Source organism: Methylomonas koyamae (genome assembly GCF_006483455.1).
Classification (GTDB): Bacteria; Pseudomonadota; Gammaproteobacteria; order Methylococcales; family Methylomonadaceae; genus Methylomonas; species Methylomonas koyamae_B.
In genome coordinates this window covers 1-17,081 of record NZ_PPPU01000053.1, presented here as the reverse complement: position 1 = coordinate 17,081, position 17,081 = coordinate 1, and the positions used below count along the sequence as shown (strand labels likewise).

The following is a 17,081-nucleotide window of genomic DNA, read 5'->3' as shown; positions in this document are numbered from 1 at the left end:
TTTTGGGGCCGGCTCTCTTCTGCGGAATCCAAAACTTTGAACGACTAGTTTCGGTACTTCAACCAACTAACTATCTATTAACGCCTTAAAGCGCAATTCGTAGGGCAATGGTATGGACTCCTCCCACCTAGCGGCATCGATGTACCAGAGGGGTAAAATTGAGTTACCCAACAAACGGAGGAGGAGTCCGAGATGAATATTAAACGCATAGGCCTTGATTTAGCAAAACAGGTGTTTCAATTACATGGCGTCGATAGTCACGAACAACCCGCGCTGAAGAAAAAGCTTAAGCGCGAGCAAATGCTGAGCTATTTTCGCGATATTCCGCCCTGTCTAATCGGTATGGAAGCCTGTAGCAGCGCCCACTATTGGGCTCGCGAACTGCAAAAGTTGGGTCACACCGTCAAATTGATTGCGCCGCAATTTGTTAAACCCTATGTCAAAGCCAACAAAAACGACGCCAATGATGCGGAAGCCATCTGCGAAGCGGTATCGAGGCCGAGTATGCGCTTCGTTCCCATCAAGAGTTTGGCGCAGCAAGACTTACAGGCCACCCATCGGGTACGCAGCCAACTGGTGAGTCAGCGTACCGAAAAGGTCAATCAGATTCGCGGTCTACTGGCTGAATACGGAATGGTCGTCGGTCAACGCATCGAATGCTTGCGAAAAGCGCTGCCAGACTTATTGGAAGATGCCGAAAATCACTTGAGTAGTGACTTTAGAGTCTTGCTAGCAGGTCTTCGTCAAGACTTGCAGACGCTTGATGAACGTGTCAGGGCATTGGACAAACGGATTCAACAACAAGCCGACACCGATCCTGGCGCCAAGCGTTTGCTACAAATCCCCGGCATTGGCCCGATTACCGCCACCGCCTTGGTCAGTGGCGTGGGCGACGCCAAGCAATTCAAGCGAGGTCGTGACATGGCGGCCTGGCTAGGTTTGACGCCCGGACAGCACAGCAGTGGCGGCAAAGAACGGCTCTTGGGGATTAGCAAGCGTGGTGATGCTTATTTGAGAACCTTATTAATTCATGGTGCGCGAGCCGTCCTGAAAGTCGCCAGTCAAAAAGACGACCCACGCAGCCGCTGGCTGCAAAGTCTCAGCGAGCGGCGTAACAAAAACATCGCCACCGTGGCCTTGGCGAATAAAAATGCCCGAATTGCCTGGGCGTTATTAACCAAGAGCCTGGATTACCAGCCCACTGAAAACGGGCTGGCATCTGAATCGGCTTGTGCATGACAGCAAGCTGTCACGCCCAAACCGATTGAGATAAAAGAGCAATCCAACCGATTGCAGAGCTAGACCCTGATGGCAGCCGGTCGAACCGGCGTTTGCAAAACCTGATTATTGCGCTGTGCCCAAGAGCACGATAGGGCGATAAGGAGCAAACGCGCGAACAGCCCATTACGGCCCGAGCCAATTGCGCTGATTTACAGGCCGGATATACGTGTGCAGTCGTACCATCAACCAACAGGGGAAATGCTTGCAAAACGGGAGGAGTCCATATACATCAATAGGCGTAGCCGTATTGCGCCGCATGTTGGCATTAAAACATTCGGCGCATTACGCTATCGCTTATGCGCCATACAAAACTCCGTACATATTAGCTGGGTTTAAACTTCGCGGCGGGGTTTTCTCCCGTATGCCGCGCCGAGCACCGAAGGGTTTGAACGGATTTGCCCGTTAGGGGCGTCGCAGGGATGCGGTGCGTTTTACGCATGGGCTGGTAAGCCCCTTCGGAAAACCCCGTTCAAACCCTTCGGCGCGCAGGAAACAAGCGGCATCCGGGTGTCTTTTCTTTTGGATTCTCTTCTTTGGACAAGCACAAATTCGTCTGGAACGAATTTGAACAGCCGATAGGCTGGCCCGCAGGGCGAAAACCAGGGATGGTTTTCGTAGCGAAAGTATCGCGGCTGCCGGTCCGCGAACCGGCATCAAACAACCGTCGCGACAGCGACACCAAATTTAACCCATCCACCAAACCGGCAACCCCGCAACCACCGCCACCGGAAACCCTACAACCCACCTCCATTCCGTTTGACCTGAATCGGCATATCCTGCAACATGCTCCGGCCCGGATAGCTACACTATTCTGCCGGACCGGAACTCGAATCCATAGATCGACACCAACGCCGCGCCAAGACCGGATGGGGAACACAGGCCATGACCATCAAACCGCTAGAGCCGTCGCAACTATATAAACCGTGCCAGCTGGAGCAGTTCAGCTTTACCACCACCGACGAGCTGGACGACGTCGATACGCTGCTGGGGCAGGACCGGGCCGTGGCCGCGATCAAGTTCGGCCTGCGCATCGACAAGAGCGGTTACAACATCTTCGCGCTGGCGCCGGACGGCACCGGTAAAATGACCACGATCAAACAACTGGCCGAGCACGAGGCCTGCCGGCAACCGCCGCCGGCGGATTGGTGCTACGTGCACAACTTCAGCCAGCCGGCCAAGCCCAAGGCGATCCGGCTGGAGCCCGGCGAGGGCAAGGGCTTTCAGGACGATATGGCCGAATTGATCGACGAACTCAGCGTCGGCATCCCGGCCGCCTTCGACGGCGACGAGTACCGCTCGCGCGCCGGCGAGCTGGAAAACGAATCGCGCCAACGCGAGCAGGAAGCCATCAACCAGTTGCGCGAGGAAGCCGAACAAGCCCACATCATTTTCACCGAGGCCCCGAACGGCTACGCCTTCCTGCCGGCCGACGACAACAACGAGCCCTACACCCCGGACCAATTCAACAAGCTGGACAAGGAGCGCCAGCACCAATTTCACGACACGGTCTTGGATTTGCAGGAAAAGGTACAGGATGCGCTGAAGAAATTTCCGCAATGGCGCAAGCAAACCAAGCGCAAGATCCAGGCCTTGAATCGGGAAGTCGCCGAACTGGCCGTGCACCATTCCATCGACGAATTGAAGCAAAAATACGCCAAAAACCAGGCGGTACAGGACTATCTGAGCGCGGTGCAGCAGGACATCATCGACCATGTCCGCGACTTCATGCCGCACAGCGAGAAGGTGCTTTCGTTCATGGAATTGCCGCAGGAACCGGCGCCGTTCAAGCGCTACCGGGTCAACCTGATGGTGAGCTTGAACCACAAACGCTGCGCGCCGGTGGTGTGCGAAGATTTGCCCAATTACGCCAACCTGCTCGGCCGCATCGACCATCAGGCGCAAATGGGCTCGCTGGTCACCGACTTCACGATGATCAAGCCCGGCGCGTTTCATAAGGCTAACGGCGGCTATCTGATCCTGGACGCCCGCAAATTGCTGTTGCAACCCTACGCCTGGGAAACCCTGAAACGCACGCTGCAAGCCGGCGAGATCCGCATCGAATCGCTGGAACGGGCACTGAGCCTGATCAGCACCACCTCGTTGGAACCGGAGCCGATTCCTCTGGATGTCAAGGTTTTGCTGTTAGGCGAGCCGATGCTGTATTACCTGCTGAATTTCTACGATCCGGAATTCGCCGATTATTTCAAGGTTGCCGCCGACTTTGCCAGCCATATCGACCGCGAACATAACACACTGGAATACGCCCGCTTGCTGGCCACCATCGCCCGCCGCGAAAAACTGCGACCGTTGAGCCGGCCGGCCGTGGCGCGCATCATCGAACACAGCGCGCGGCTGGCCGACGACTCGGAAAAGCTGCTGACCCATCTGCGCAGCATCCGCGACCTGTTGGCCGAAGCCGACTATTGGGCCGCCGAAAACGGCCATACCGCGATCGCCAACAGCGACGTGCAGCAAGCCATCGACCAGAAAAACCACCGGCTGGACCAGTTGCGCGAGCGGCTGTACGAAACCATCCGCCGCGGCACGATCATGATCGCCACCGAAGGCCGCGTCGCCGGCCAGATCAACGGCCTATCGGTGTTGCAACTGGGCGAGTTCAGCTTCGGCCAGCCGTCGCGGATCACGGCGACGACGCGGATGGGTAGCGGCAAGGTGGTCGACATCGAACGGGAAACCGAACTGGGCGGCGCGATCCATTCCAAGGGCGTGCTGATATTGTCCAGCTTCATCGCCGCCCGTTACGCCCGCAACAGCCCGTTCTCGCTATCGGCCAGCCTGGTGTTCGAGCAATCCTACGGCCACGTCGAAGGCGACAGCGCGTCGCTGGCGGAGTTGTGCGCGATCCTGTCGTCTTTGGCGCAAGTGCCGCTGCGCCAGGATCTGGCGATGACCGGTTCCGTCAACCAACTCGGCCAGGTGCAACCGATCGGCGGCGTCAACGAAAAAATCGAGGGCTTTTTCGACATCTGCGCCGCTCGCGGTCTGAGCGGCAACCAGGGCGTGATCATTCCGGCCAGCAACGTGCCGCATCTGATGCTGCGCTGGGACGTGGTCCACGCCGCCCAGGCCGGACAATTTCATATTTATCCGGTCACGACGGTCGACGAAGCGATGGAATTGTTGAGCGGCATCGAAGTCGGCACGGCCGACGCCAGCGGCGCCTATCCGCCTGACTCGTTCAACGGCCGCATCGACGCTCAATTAAAGCAATTCACCAATACGATCAAAGAGTTCGGCAGCAAAGGCGACGGCAAATAGTTTACGGGCCGCACCGACCCGGTCAGAGCGAAGGGGTATCGCCTTCGGTCTTTTCCGGCGGCAACTCGGCAACCACCTCCGGCAACCGACAAGACAGGCCGGCCAATAGCAAATCAATCGATCCGCTAAGATTCCACGCCCCCTTCGTGAAAATCAAGCTACCAACGCTGAATCAACGCCGGCCGCCGGCGCTCTTCATCAGCGCATCGTATATCGGCGAGGTTTTCAACCAGCCGGCAATCAGCAGCGCCATGAAACAAGCGACGAACAAAGGCAGGATCAGCGCATAATTGCCGGTCAATTCGATAATCAGTACGATCGCCGTCAGCGGCGCCTGCACCACGCCGGTAAAAAACGCGGCCATACCGACCGTTGCAAACAGGCGCGGATCGACCGGGTTGTCCAACAATGGACCGATAAGCAAACTGCAAGCCCAGCCCAGCAAGGCCCCCAGCGCCAATACCGGCATGAAGATGCCGCCGGCAGCGCCGGAGTTTGCGCTGGCTACGGTCAAACCGAAACGAATCGACCAATAGGCCAGGACAATCTGCAAGGCAAACCCGTCCCGGTTCAGCAGTTGGTCGATCAAGGCCTGGCCGCCGCCCAGCAGCAAAGGACTACGGAACGCCGTGAACGTCACCAGCCCGGCCAGCAGCGCCCACCACAGCCAACGCCGCCAACCGCGCAGATCGGCCAGCGAGCGGCCGCGCAGCATCAGGTAATTGAATAATGCGCCGAACAGCCCGGCGCAAACGCCCAGCGGCAAAAATGCACTGAGTTGGGTTAAGGCCGGTGCGGGGGTGAACGGAATCTGGAACGTCGCGTCCTGGCCCAACAACGCTCGGCATACCATATCGGCGGACAAACAAGCCACGGCCGCCACGAAAAATTCCAACGTAGAACAACGCCTGTCCAATTCTTCCAAAACGAAGGTCAGACCGGATAACGGCGCATTGAAAGCGGCCGCCAAACCGGCGCCGCCGCCGGCCGCCAACAAAATGGCGGAGTCCCGCGGGCTTCTCCCCGACCCAAGTTGGGACAAGCCCTGCCCTATCGCCGCTCCCATCTGCACGCTGGGGCCGCCTCGTCCCAAAATCAGGCCGGCGCTGTTGCCCAGCCAGGTACTGAAGAATTTGACAAATAGAATACGAACCCAACGCAGGCGCCGGTTAGCCGCCAAATCCGCTTTCAATTGGGGGACGCCGCTGCCGGCCGTTTCCGGCGCCAGCAAACTTACCGTGCCGGCGGCAACGGCGATTGCGGCCAAAGCGATACCGAACAGAACGACGATACCCAACTCGTGCCGACCTGCAACGTGGGCCAGGAATTGCTGACGGTAGGCTTCACCGCCATCCAGAGACAAGCGAAAACAGACCGCAATGAAACCAGCTCCTACCCCAACCGCCAGGGCCTGAGGCAGCATTCGGTGTCGATGCGCATCGGCCACACCAATCGTTTGTCGGTTTGAATGTTCGATACGCCCTCCCATTTTAAGTCGATTGACGTGCCGGCCGATTCTAACGAACCCGCTAATTTTGAGGCAAACAATGTTTGCCTCAAAATATCAACCGGACACATGTCAATCGCCATCCAATTGATTTTTATAAACTAATCCGGAAGCGTGGGATTACGATAACGATATTGGTTGGCTATGAACCGGCTGACGGGGACTACCGACTCAAGCCGAATGTTTAACGAAAACAGCCAGCTCGTGCAGAGAGTTCCCGGAGGCGTCGGCGGCCGCGCCCAGATTTTCCAGCGGCGCCTGTACCCGATTCACCCAGAAAGTCGGATAACCGAAGGCTTTGGCCCCGGCCGCATCCCAGCCGCCGAACGCGGCGAAGCCGATTTGTGCGCGCGGCAGTTCGAAGGCGTCTACCCCCATTTGATAGGCGCGCGGGTCCGGTTTGAAGGCGCGGACCCGGTCGGTGCTCAGATGCGCTTCGAAAATCCCCTCCAGGCCGGCATGCTTGACGCAGGCGTCCAGCATCGCTGCCGTGAAATTGGATAAAAACGCCAGCCGCAGGCCGGCAGCCTTCATTTGCAGCAAGGCCTCTTTCGCATCCGGCCAAGGTTCCAACGTCAGAAAGCTTTGCAACAATCGGTCGCGTTTTTCGCCACTTGGCTCCAGATGATGTTGGCGGACCGCAAAGTCCAAAGCTTCCGCGGTGACTTGCCAAAAATCGGCGTAGTTCCCCATCAGGGTCCGCAGCCACGTGTATTCGAAATGGCGGGTGCGCCAGGGCCTGACCTTGGCCGGGAAACAGGATTTCGGCTGTCGCGATCGGCGATAAAGACCGGGCAACGACTGACCGCCGTTCAAATTTGATCTGCCAAATCTCACGGAGTTATCACGCCGCCGCGAAACTTTCGTGAATGGCGCTAATACGACGCTTGGCCGATAATCGGCGTTATTTTGAACCCAGCCACCGCCGATGCCGCCCACCAAACACCTGTTATTGGTTGAAGACGATCCCGACATCGCCGGGCTGTTGGCCGCCAATCTGCGCGAAGAAGGCTACGACGTGGATTTGGCCGCGGACGGCGACGCGGCGCTGGCAGCAATCGCTGGCAAACATTACGACTTGTTGTTATTGGACATCATGCTGCCCGGCGTCGACGGCCTGGAAATTTGCCGGCGGGTGCGGGCCGGGCCGGTGTATACCCCAATCATCATCGTCAGTTCCAAATCCAGCGACGTGCAGCGCGTGGTCGGCCTGGAAATGGGCGCCGACGACTACATCGTCAAGCCGTTCGCCTTGGCCGAGGTGGTCGCCCGAGTCCGCGCGCTGTTGCGCCGAGTCGAAGCCTTGAGCCGGCCGGCCGCCGAGCAAACCGATGCCGTCATCGTCGGCCACGGCTTGCGGATCGATGCGCAAAGCCGCACGGTGGTATTGGACGGCCAGCCGCTGGCGCTGACCGCGCGCGAATTCGACTTGCTGCATTTTTTTGCTCGCCATCCCGGCCGCATGTTTACCCGGCTGGAACTGCTGAACCAGGTCTGGGGCTACAGCCACGACGGCTACGAACACACCGTCAATTCCCACATCAACCGCTTGCGCGCCAAAATCGAGACCGATCCGGCCAAGCCGGCGCGAATCCTGACGGTATGGGGCGTCGGCTATAAGTTTGCCGGACCGGACGACGTCGGCGCATGACGCTCAGCTTCCAAAGCCGCATCGCTTTGCTGTTTGCCGCTCTGTTCGTCGCGGTGCAAGCCTTGACGGTGGTCTGCATTTACGTCGCGGTGCGGGACAATCTGCTACGCCAGCTTGATCAGGATTTGCGCTACGCCGAACAAGCTTTCCGCCAGTTGCTGGTCGAGCGCGCCGAACGGGTGGCCGGCGAGACCGGCTTGCTGGTCGCCGATTTCGGCTTTCGCAGTACCGTGACCGGCGGCGATCCGGCCACGATCGCCTCGGCTTTGGAAAACCTGCTGCTGCGCGTCCGTGCCCGGCGCGGATTTTTCATCGATCCGCAATTCAACGTCGTCGCCGACAGCGCCGGCCAATGGCAGGGCCGGCCGTTTCCCTATCCGCAAGCCTTGGCGCGTGCCGACGGCAACAACCCGGCGGTGTGGTTCGGCGTCACGGACGGCCGCTTACAAGAATGGGCATTGGTGCCGGTGCTGGCGCCGCTGCCGGTAGGTTGGGTCGCGGTGGCGCAGGCGGTCGACGAGCCGCGCATCGCCCAGTTTCGGCAGAATTCGCTATTGCCGCTGCAAATCGGCTTGGCCGAACTGAATACCGACGGCGGCCGCTTGTTGGCCGGCTCCGCGCCGGACGCGGCCCTGGCTTTACTGAACAGCGGCGCCGACCGGACGCTGGCGGCCACGGTCGATACCGCTCAGGGCCGTTATCTCGGCCGCATCCTGCCCTTGCCGGCCGCCGATCCGGCGCAAGGCATCGTTGCCTTACTGCAAATCAAGTTCACCGACGCATTCGCCGGTTATCGCCGAATGCTGTTGCTGGCGGCCGGCGTGTTATTGCTCGGCCTGTTGGCGACGCTGGCCGGCAGCGTCGTGATCGCCCGCAATCTGTCGCGGCCGCTGCGGGCCTTGGCCGGGGCCGGCGACCGGGTAGTCAACGGCGATTTCGCCGCTTCCGCACTCACCGGCCGGAGCGACGAACTGGGCCGGCTGGCCGACACCTTCGTGCGCGCCGCGCAACTGGCCGGCCAATTGGGCGAATTGCGCCAGAAAGACCAGGAACGGCGCGAGCTGGTGGCGACCATGTCGCATGATTTGCGCACGCCGCTGGCCGCGTTGCGCGGCTTTCTGGAAACGATGCAGCGCAAGGCCGATACCTTGCCGGCCAACGAGCAGCAGCATTTTCTGGACACTGCGTTGCGCCAGACCGAAAAAGTCAGCCGGCTGGCGCAGGAATTGTTCGAACTGGCCAAGCTGGAATGCGACGACGCCAGCCTGAATCCGGAGCCCTTCAATCTGGCCGAATTGCTGCAAGACGTCGCGCAAAAATACCGCTTGCAGGCCGAGCAGCGCGGCCTGACCTTACGGGCCGAATTACGCCCGGCGCTACCGGTGGTGGTCGCTGACATCGGCCTGATCGAACGCCTGCTGACCAATCTGATCGACAACGCGCTGCGCCATACGCCAACCGGCGGTACGGTAAGGCTGGACGCCTGGCCGGCGGACGGCCGCGTCGCTGTCTCGGTTGCCGATACCGGTATCGGAATTTCCCCGGAATACTTGCCGACCTTGTGCGATTGGGACTCGCCGCTGGCCCGGCGCGCCCGCGCCGACGGCGGCGGCTTCGGTTTGATCGTGGTCGGCAAGATCGCCCAATTGCACGGCAGCCGCTTGGACGTGGACAGTACCCTCGGCGTCGGCAGCGAATTTCGCTTCGATTTGCCGCTGGCGGATATGGCGCGCGACGCCGGCAGCAAACCCTAAACCGGCGACGTTTTCCGTGATCCGGCTTTCCTCGATTAGGTCAACGCCGCTCAAATGGGACAGCGGGGTTTCATCGCGGCTGAAGCTGTCTTTGACCTTACTCGCTGTTGCCGGCTTGCCAATCTGCCAAGCCGACGACAGCCAATTTCCGGAATTGACCTGGCACGGCCTGCTGGACCTGCGCTACCAGCACAGCGACGCCACGCCCGGCGAGCTGGAGCACGGCCTGGGCAAGTTGCGGGCCGGCGGCGAGCGCGACCGCTGGCGGGTTAACGAAGCCGCCGCCACCTTGCAGGTGCGATTGGATTGGGACTGGATGGTCAACGCCACCGTCAAATACGCCGATCGCCAATCGGCGCCGCTGGATTTGACCGAAGCCTATCTGGCCTACCGGCCGGTCGGCGCCGCCGGCTGGCGTTTGGCCGGTCGGCTGGGCATGTTCTTCCCGCCGATTTCGCTGGAGAACACCGGCACTGCCTGGAGCAGCCCTTACACCTTGAGTTCTTCGACCATCAACGCCTGGGTCGGCGAGGAATTGCGCGCCTTAGGCGGCGAACTGCGCCTGGATTACCAAACCGAGGCTGGCGACAGACTGGGCGTGTTCGGCGCCGGTCTGGCCGATAACGACACCACCGGCCTGATGCTGGCCTGGCGCGGCTGGAGCCAGCACGACTTCGAATCGACCTTGACCGGCCGCTTGCGCCTGCCGGACGGCATCGGCATTCCGGCCTTGTTTCCAAAACAGGCGAACGCCAGCCAAACCTTCGTCGAAGTGGACCGCCGGCCCGGCTTTTACGCCGGCATCGCCGCCGAACGGCCACAGCGCTATACCTTGCGCGCACTGTATTACGACAACAACGCCGACCCGGCGGCGCTGTCGGCCGGCCAATACGGCTGGCACACCCGTTTCTGGAGCCTGGGCGCCAAGGCCGAATTGCCATGGGAAATCACGCTGATCAGTCAAGGGATGCGCGGACGCACCCGCATGGGCGAACTCATCGGCGATTTGCGCGCGGTCGACGTCGGTTTTTGGTCCGCATCCTGGCTGCTGAGCCGGCCATTGGGCGACGGCCGCTTCAGCGTGCGTTACGAGCGCTTCGGCAGCGACGAACGCGACTACCTGCCGCAAGACCGCAACGGCGAACACGGCCAGGCCTGGACCGTCAATTACAACCTGACCTTCGCCCAGCGCCATCAATTCAACCTCGAATTCAGCCGCATTTTCAGCGCCCGTCCGGCCCGGTTGGAACTCGGCGAAGCGGCATATCAGGAGGACACGCTGTGGCAAGTCGGCTATCGGCTGTTTTTTTAACGGCTTGGGCGGCAGTCGCGCCGGCCGCGGAATTGGCCGGCACAGCCGAAGCCGGCGGCTTGTCGCTGGCCAATCTGGTGGTGGCGGCACAGGCGCTGGACGAAGCCGGCCGGGTCAAGGCCGCGCCGCCGCCGGCAGCGATGGCGCTGGACCAGAAAAGCCGCGAATTCATCCCCCACGTGTTGGCGGTGCGTAGCGGCACGCCGGTGTATTTTCCGAACAGCGATGCCATCAAGCACCACGTCTATTCGTTCTCGCCGGCCAAGCGCTTCGAAATCAAACTCTATAGCGGTGTGCCGCGCGAGCCGGTGATATTCGGTCAACCCGGCATCGTCGCGCTGGGCTGCAACATCCACGATTGGATGCTGGGTTACGTTTACGTCAGCGATGCCGATTATCTGGCGGTTGCCGATGCCGACGGCCACTGGCGTTTGGACCTGCCGAACGGTCGTTACCGATTGACTTTCTGGCACCCGGACGCCGCCGAGCAGCCGGCCGATCAGGTCGTGACCGTGCCGGCCGGAGAATTGTCTGTCAGATTGGAACTGAAAACCCGCTTCCAGACCGGCAAGCCGCCGGCCAGTTTGCAAGATCAAGGTTATGGCGATGGGTTTTAAAACGGCGTGCAAATCCGGAATTGCACGCCAAATCCAGCCCGCATGGCTGACGACGGAAAACGAGGGGAATTGAGTTTTCCGACCGCCAACGCCACTGCAGGCCTAGCTTGTGGTAGGCCGATCCACTAACCTCAAGCCGGCAAAGCCGAAACCGGCGAACGGCGGCGTAGCCAACCCAGCAAAGGTAAGGCGCTGCCGAACAACCAGGCCGCTGCCGGTACCGGCACTTGCGACACCGCGCTGATTTGCAGCAGCGGCGTGTTGGCGCCGGGCAGGTCGGTAAAGTTGTAACCGGCCGGGGTTGCTAAGCCGGCGTAAACCGCGAAATCGTGGTTGGCTTGAATCGTGCCGTTTTGCGCCGGGCTGTCCAGTGCATTGGAACCCACCAGAAAGGCCGCGCCGGTGGTGCCGTCCAGTTCGGTGCCGGCATCCCAAATGCTGCCGCCGTTCTCGGCGAAGGTGCCGCCGGTGAAATGGCCCTGGGCGTCGAACAATTCGATTTCAGTCGGCGAATCGTTACCGACGAAACGGTCGTTGGACGGCACCACCATCGCGAAATAGCTCAGATAGCGGTTTTTTACCGGGTCCAGATTCAAAGTGATACTGCCGCTGGCGCCGGGCAGGAAAATGCCGGGTCCGAAGGCGTTGACCGACGCGGTCACCATCGCGCTGGTGCCGCCGGCCGCCGCCGCGCCGCTGGCCGCGAACGCCGAGGACAGACCACTAACGTTACCCAATTCGGCAACCGCTTCGATGGCCGCAGATGCGGTGGTGCCGACGTCGAAGGCGTCGAACGAGCCGTCGTGCAAGGCAATGAAGAACGGACTCAAGGCCGGCCCGTTGGCACCCGACAAATTGCTGAAACTCAGCGTGACTTGCGCCGCCTCAGCGGAACTCAATGGCGCCGCGCCGGCCGCCAACAACAGCGCCGACAGCGCGAAAGCATGGTTTTTCTGCATCGTGATTCTCCTTAACGTGAATGCCAAATGGCGCGGCCATTGTGCAAACGGAAACCTCACGAAATCCTCACCGGGCGGTCATATCGGCGTGAGATGTAGAACTGGTAATCGGGTCCGACTCAGAATGTAACCCTGGATCATGTCGGTTCGACCGACAGTAGACTGATCCGCCTTCGGACTGAAGGCCCGGTAGATACCAGGTACAAACCATTCTCTGGCGAGCTAGGCTAGACCGAGATGTCGGTGAGGGATAACGTCGTTTTGTCCCTGAAAAGTACGATCGCTGGTATTGATCTAAAATTACAAAATCCAAATTATCCAAAGCATTAACCAAATCGCGAAAGTGTGAGCGCTTGCGAATCTCAATCTTCCCCTCGTTAATCTGGACGTGTTCAAATGCCGCAAAACGACTTTGGAATAAGGTTAAACAACAACAATTGAGAAAAATTATCTATATATCAACTATTTAAATAGACACCTTTGTTCCGACTGCCCTACAGGACTATGAAGTTTGCCGAGCGATAACTTCAATCCAATTAACCATCAGCTAGTGAAATTATGGCATCCCGAAAATTTAGCTTGCGCGCCTTACTTTGGTATTTTCTATCCTCGGTCGTCTTACTTACCTGCATTTCAGCGGGGGAAGTGCTGTTTTTAATCTCCAAAGTCAAGCAGCACAGCGATTATGAGCATAACGTAACCGACGTTCTCGTGGACGACTTGGCGGCGACAAAACATCAGGTGGTTCAGATTCAACAATATCTGACCGATTCATCGGCGACGGCACTCGATGATGGCGTCCAAGACGGTACCGCAAGCTACCATAACGCGCTTGCATTCCTGGAACAAATGGACCGCCTTGATGCCAGCCTTCACACTGAAATATCTAACTTGGCCGACGAAGTCAAAGGCTTGTATGACACCGGTATAAGAATGGTCGCGGCTTACAAAATCAGCCGTGAAGAGGGCAATATACTGATGAAAGCAGCGGATGGATTCGATGCGAAAGCTGATACAACCCAGGTGCAAATCAATAATTTGGTGGAAGCCGTCAACGCTCGGCAAAAAAAAGCGCTTAACGAACTGGACCAAAGCATCAACGGGGTGATTTTTTTTACATTGGTGTTGACGGCTATCGTTATCCTGCTGATCGTGGGAATCGGCACTTTTGTTTATCGGCGCATTCTGAGCGACATTGGCGCAGAACCCGCCGTAGGTGCCGGATTGGCGATGCAGATGCAACAGGGCGATCTGTCGATAAGCTTACCGGTTAAATCCAACGACAAATCTAGCATTCTGGCGTGCATGGATTCCATGCGTAAGCGCTGGATCGATGTCGTTAGCGTGCTTAAAGGGCAATCTGTGATCATGGCCAAGGCGGCAAACAACCTCAACCTTAACGCACATTCCTTGGCCAGTAATAGTCAGGAACAATCCAGCTTAGCGAGCGATATCGCGGACAATGTGCGCCAACTTTCGCTAAATATTAGCTCTCTTGCGGACGAGGCCACTCGGGCCACAGAAATCGTTGCTAGCTCGGGCCGAGTTGCGGATGACAGTAGTATCGTGATTAAGGAAATGGTGAATGGAGTCGTGCAAGGTGCACAGTCGGCAAGCCGGGCAGCCGAAAAGGCGCGAGAGTTAAATAGCAGGATCAAGGAAATTACCGGGATTGCCACCTTAATTAGCGACGTCGCCGGCCAAACGAATCTTTTAGCCTTGAATGCTGCTATCGAAGCCGCCAGAGCAGGACAAGCGGGGCGAGGTTTTGCGGTTGTCGCGGACGAAGTTCGGAAACTCGCTGAGCGTACGACGCAGGCCACAACCCTGATAGGCACGCATGTCGATGAAGTTCTGAGGGCCTCCCATGCCATTGCCGAAGCCATCACCGACAATCAAAATCAAGTGGAAAACTCCAGGTCTTTGGCGGTAGAAACCCTGAGTTCTATAGATCGGATTCGCCTGGCCGCGGCTGATGCTATCGACAGAGTCACCAAAATGACACATTCGCTGGGTGAGCAGCGCACCAATGCTCACGATATTTCGAGCCGGACCAACAAAATAACGTCGATGGCCGAAGCGAACGCCCAGGCCGCAGATGTGTTGGCCCAGGCCAGCGACGATTTGAGCGTTGTATCCTCAGCCTTTCAACACGACGTCAGTTATTTCAAGTTGTCCGGAAGCGGAAAAAATGCGGAAGATGAAACCGATATAGTGATGTTTTGACTACAGAAATATGATTGCAAGAGCTGCCCCCGCTGTCCGCGCACCAAGTTGCGACATATCGTAGATCTACGATATGCCGTCTCAATTTGATATTGGTATAAGTCCCTTCCCCTTCAAAGATAAATTTAACTGTTTTAATTCATAGAGTTACCACCCCCAATAAGTTGGCATCGCAATTGCCGGGAATGTTCGCGAGCTCAGCGAAAACGGCTCAACCAATTACTGCAACGGCGGCCGGCGGTGAATAAAACATTCCATCGGATTGACCTCCATCACGGGCCGCAGTTAAGCGATCAATTAACCAAGTTATGGAGCGTTGCAAATGCCAATCACCTTATTGAAAGAACTCAACCAAGCTAAATTTCTCGGCGAATTCGGCTATTCGGCGCCAGGGATTTGCTATTACATCTGCGAATATGTCGAAGAGAAAATCTGGGCCAAACCGGGTGTAAGTTCTCTTAAAGATGCGGTCGAAGCCGCAAAAAATGTCACGCCCGCCACAATTATTAAGGCGAGTAAAGCTAAAAGTCTTGCTCAAAAGCGAGGCAAGCAGCATGGCACTCCGCAGTCATTTTACCCGTCGCTGAACACACCATTGAAGACCAATTCGCTTTACCGGATCGGCCTATGGTTCGACAAAGCGACTAACGCTGCTCCACCCGACGCGACCAAGAACAATCACGAAGCGATTGTTATTACCGGCACCGGCTCTGATATTGTGTTTCTGGAACCAAACTTTGGCTTTTACCAGGGACAAGGAAACGTGACGTTTCCAACCAACAAAGACGTGTTGGAAGGCGAGATCAAAAACCTTTATACAGCGGATAATTACTTCGCCACAAATTTCACTTATTCTCTCGTCAGGAGCCTGTAACAGCTCAAACCGAGAACATGGACTGTGGCGGCAGGGCAATCCTGTCCGTCCACAATCTATTGCCATGACGAATCGATTGCAGTGTAGACCTACCAAATGCTGCACCTCCAAATCCGCGTCTAACCACCTCACAACCACCTCGCCTCCCGTTTCAAGCCCACCGGGCTTACGCGCTCCGAAGCACAAGTTTTTCAAGCGTCCGCAGTAAATAGTCCGGTATCAACTATATTAAAACCACCTTTAAAATTAACCCGGACCAATCGACCATGAGCAAAAGAATTCTGTATTTTTTAACGCCTAGCGAAAACATCAGCCCGTTCGATGTCACCATTGCTGCTGATGCCGGCTTCGATATGGTGGTGCCGTTTACCAAAGTCGAACCTAAGCAAGTATCGGCAATGGTTCAAGACGCCATTTTTTGTCGCCCACCCAACCGCTTTAACGACACCGGCATATTCATCGGCGGACGCGATGTGCATATGGCGACCGACATGTTTCAGAATGCCAAAAATGCCATGGTCGGACCTTTCAAGGTTGGCGTATTCGCCGATCCGAATGGCGCGTATACCACATCCGCAAGTATTGTCGCCTTGATCGAACAGGTTCTGAACGACAAGACCGGCCAAGGCTTGTCGGGAAAGAAAGTGGCCGTATTCGGTACGGGGCCGGTTGGTCTTTGCACAGCTATTTTGGCTACGCAACAGGGCGCAAAGGTAAAACTGTGCCAACTGGTTGCCGACGACGACGAAAGATCGGCGCAACGCTTTTGCGAACGCTACAACGCTGAAGTCGAGTGGGTATCCGCACAGACTAACGACGAAAAAGACATTGTGGTCCGGGAAGCCGAAATCATTGTTAGTGCAGTAAGAGCCGGGGTGCGCATTTTGGAGAACTCCTTGGCGCATGCCAAGAATCTGATCCTGGCCGCTGATACCAATGCGGTGCCACCTAGCGGAGTGGCCGGCATCGGGCTTAACGACCTTGGTGTCGTCGCGGAGGTATCCGGCACCCGTTTTTTGAGCATAGGCCCGATGGCTATCGGTAATTTGAAATATAAAACCCAGTTTGGTTTATATGAGCAAATCCAAAAAAACAGTACCGCGGCCTTAATCGATTTCCCAGAAGCGTATGAATTTGCGCTATCGGTATTGAAACAGCAAGCGGCCAAGCCGGAAAAATCGATTTAAATCGTCAGTTAAATTATTTGGCGGCTTACCCTGACCGGCAGAGGTTCGCCGTTCGCGAAAGACCGGGGTCAGCTCTAGCATTAGCAACTTATGCAACGCAATAAAGCCCGCACCCCACATAGGTTGCGCCGAGCCAGCGGCGAGGCGCAACGGTCGCGAACGATGTGCCTGACGGAGTCATCCTATCGCACAGGAAAATAACCCGAGAACGCAGATCGTCCATCACTGCGACCAAAACACCTGAACCCACTGTTCGTAAAGGGCGAAATGATTGTCCGCGGACAACAAAATCAAATTTTCCTGGCAAGCACTTGCCAACAGCAACCAATCAAACGAATCGCGATGCTGCTCGAATAGCGAAATTTTGTGATAGCCAAACAGATGAGCGTTTTGGATGGACAAGAAACGAAAACCAGCGAGGGTGTCCTGAATTA

Annotated in this window: 13 protein-coding genes; 9 read left to right on the top strand and 4 right to left on the bottom strand. The window is 57.5% G+C overall.

Features of this window, described 5'->3' with window-relative positions:
- Nucleotides 1-192 precede the first annotated feature (192 nt).
- Both C2U68_RS19535 and C2U68_RS19525 read left to right on the top strand, forming a co-directional pair.
- Nucleotides 193-1,239 carry an IS110 family transposase gene (locus C2U68_RS19535; protein ID WP_140914150.1) on the top strand — a complete coding sequence of 349 codons (1,047 nt, stop codon included), beginning with the start codon at nt 193-195 and terminating at the stop codon, nt 1,237-1,239.
- Nucleotides 1,240-2,163: 924 nt separating this feature from the next.
- Nucleotides 2,164-4,560 (top strand): Lon protease family protein, encoded by a 2,397-nt coding sequence (locus tag C2U68_RS19525; RefSeq protein WP_140914149.1) that lies wholly within the window; start codon nt 2,164-2,166, stop codon nt 4,558-4,560.
- 172 nt (nt 4,561-4,732) lie between these two features.
- Here the strand turns inward: C2U68_RS19525 and clcA are convergent, their stop codons facing one another.
- On the bottom strand, nt 4,733-6,049 hold the full coding sequence (gene clcA / locus C2U68_RS19520; RefSeq protein WP_140914148.1) for a H(+)/Cl(-) exchange transporter ClcA: 1,317 nt from the start codon (nt 6,047-6,049) through the stop codon (nt 4,733-4,735).
- 189 nt (nt 6,050-6,238) lie between these two features.
- Nucleotides 6,239-6,760, bottom strand: coding sequence for a haloacid dehalogenase type II (locus C2U68_RS19515; RefSeq protein ID WP_260839415.1), 522 nt, complete (start codon nt 6,758-6,760; stop codon nt 6,239-6,241).
- A gap of 235 nt (nt 6,761-6,995) precedes the next feature.
- Between C2U68_RS19515 and C2U68_RS19510 the strand changes: the two genes are divergently transcribed.
- The 4 genes from C2U68_RS19510 (at nt 6,996) to C2U68_RS19495 (ending at nt 11,401) form a co-directional block, all read left to right on the top strand.
- Nucleotides 6,996-7,718 carry a response regulator transcription factor gene (locus tag C2U68_RS19510; RefSeq protein ID WP_140914146.1) on the top strand — a complete coding sequence of 241 codons (723 nt, stop codon included), beginning with the start codon at nt 6,996-6,998 and terminating at the stop codon, nt 7,716-7,718.
- A complete protein-coding gene (locus tag C2U68_RS19505; RefSeq protein WP_140914145.1) occupies nt 7,715-9,472 on the top strand; it encodes a sensor histidine kinase in 1,758 nt (585 codons plus the stop codon). Before C2U68_RS19510 ends, C2U68_RS19505 begins: the two co-directional genes overlap by 4 nt.
- 91 nt (nt 9,473-9,563) lie before the next feature.
- Nucleotides 9,564-10,784, top strand: a complete 1,221-nt coding sequence (locus tag C2U68_RS19500; RefSeq protein ID WP_140914144.1) for a hypothetical protein — start codon at nt 9,564-9,566, stop codon at nt 10,782-10,784.
- Nucleotides 10,754-11,401 (top strand): methylamine utilization protein, encoded by a 648-nt coding sequence (locus tag C2U68_RS19495; RefSeq protein WP_140914143.1) that lies wholly within the window; start codon nt 10,754-10,756, stop codon nt 11,399-11,401. Before C2U68_RS19500 ends, C2U68_RS19495 begins: the two co-directional genes overlap by 31 nt.
- Nucleotides 11,402-11,532: 131 nt before the next feature.
- On the opposite strand, the gene C2U68_RS19490 is transcribed toward C2U68_RS19495, so the two are convergent.
- Nucleotides 11,533-12,360: a spondin domain-containing protein gene (locus C2U68_RS19490; protein WP_140914142.1), complete on the bottom strand. Its 828-nt coding sequence runs from the start codon at nt 12,358-12,360 to the stop codon at nt 11,533-11,535.
- A 579-nt stretch (nt 12,361-12,939) separates the two neighbouring features.
- Here C2U68_RS19490 and C2U68_RS21425 point away from each other — a divergent pair.
- From C2U68_RS21425 to C2U68_RS19475, 3 genes are all read left to right on the top strand, one after another.
- Nucleotides 12,940-14,586, top strand: coding sequence for a methyl-accepting chemotaxis protein (locus C2U68_RS21425; RefSeq protein ID WP_222101938.1), 1,647 nt, complete (start codon nt 12,940-12,942; stop codon nt 14,584-14,586).
- Between the two features lie 322 nt (nt 14,587-14,908).
- Complete coding sequence (locus C2U68_RS19480; RefSeq protein ID WP_140914141.1) at nt 14,909-15,460, top strand: hypothetical protein; 552 nt, start codon at nt 14,909-14,911, stop codon at nt 15,458-15,460.
- A 266-nt stretch (nt 15,461-15,726) separates the two neighbouring features.
- Entirely contained in the window at nt 15,727-16,647 is a 921-nt protein-coding gene (locus tag C2U68_RS19475) for an NAD(P)-dependent methylenetetrahydromethanopterin dehydrogenase (RefSeq protein ID WP_140914140.1), read from the top strand.
- A 222-nt stretch (nt 16,648-16,869) separates the two neighbouring features.
- On the opposite strand, the gene C2U68_RS21420 is transcribed toward C2U68_RS19475, so the two are convergent.
- The coding region (locus C2U68_RS21420) for a hypothetical protein (protein ID WP_222101937.1) at nt 16,870-17,081 on the bottom strand (212 nt) is incomplete at its 5' end.

Bases quoted from the DNA above. Each gene is read 5' to 3' on its own strand.
- C2U68_RS19535 (WP_140914150.1), top strand. From the start codon at position 193: ATGAATATTAAACGCATAGGCCTTGATTTAGCAAAACAGGTGTTTCAA.
- C2U68_RS19525 (WP_140914149.1), top strand. From the start codon at position 2,164: ATGACCATCAAACCGCTAGAGCCGTCGCAACTATATAAACCGTGCCAG.
- clcA (WP_140914148.1), bottom strand. From the start codon at position 6,049: ATGGGAGGGCGTATCGAACATTCAAACCGACAAACGATTGGTGTGGCC.
- C2U68_RS19515 (WP_260839415.1), bottom strand. From the start codon at position 6,760: ATGGGGAACTACGCCGATTTTTGGCAAGTCACCGCGGAAGCTTTGGAC.
- C2U68_RS19510 (WP_140914146.1), top strand. From the start codon at position 6,996: ATGCCGCCCACCAAACACCTGTTATTGGTTGAAGACGATCCCGACATC.
- C2U68_RS19505 (WP_140914145.1), top strand. From the start codon at position 7,715: ATGACGCTCAGCTTCCAAAGCCGCATCGCTTTGCTGTTTGCCGCTCTG.
- C2U68_RS19490 (WP_140914142.1), bottom strand. From the start codon at position 12,360: ATGCAGAAAAACCATGCTTTCGCGCTGTCGGCGCTGTTGTTGGCGGCC.
- C2U68_RS19480 (WP_140914141.1), top strand. From the start codon at position 14,909: ATGCCAATCACCTTATTGAAAGAACTCAACCAAGCTAAATTTCTCGGC.
- C2U68_RS19475 (WP_140914140.1), top strand. From the start codon at position 15,727: ATGAGCAAAAGAATTCTGTATTTTTTAACGCCTAGCGAAAACATCAGC.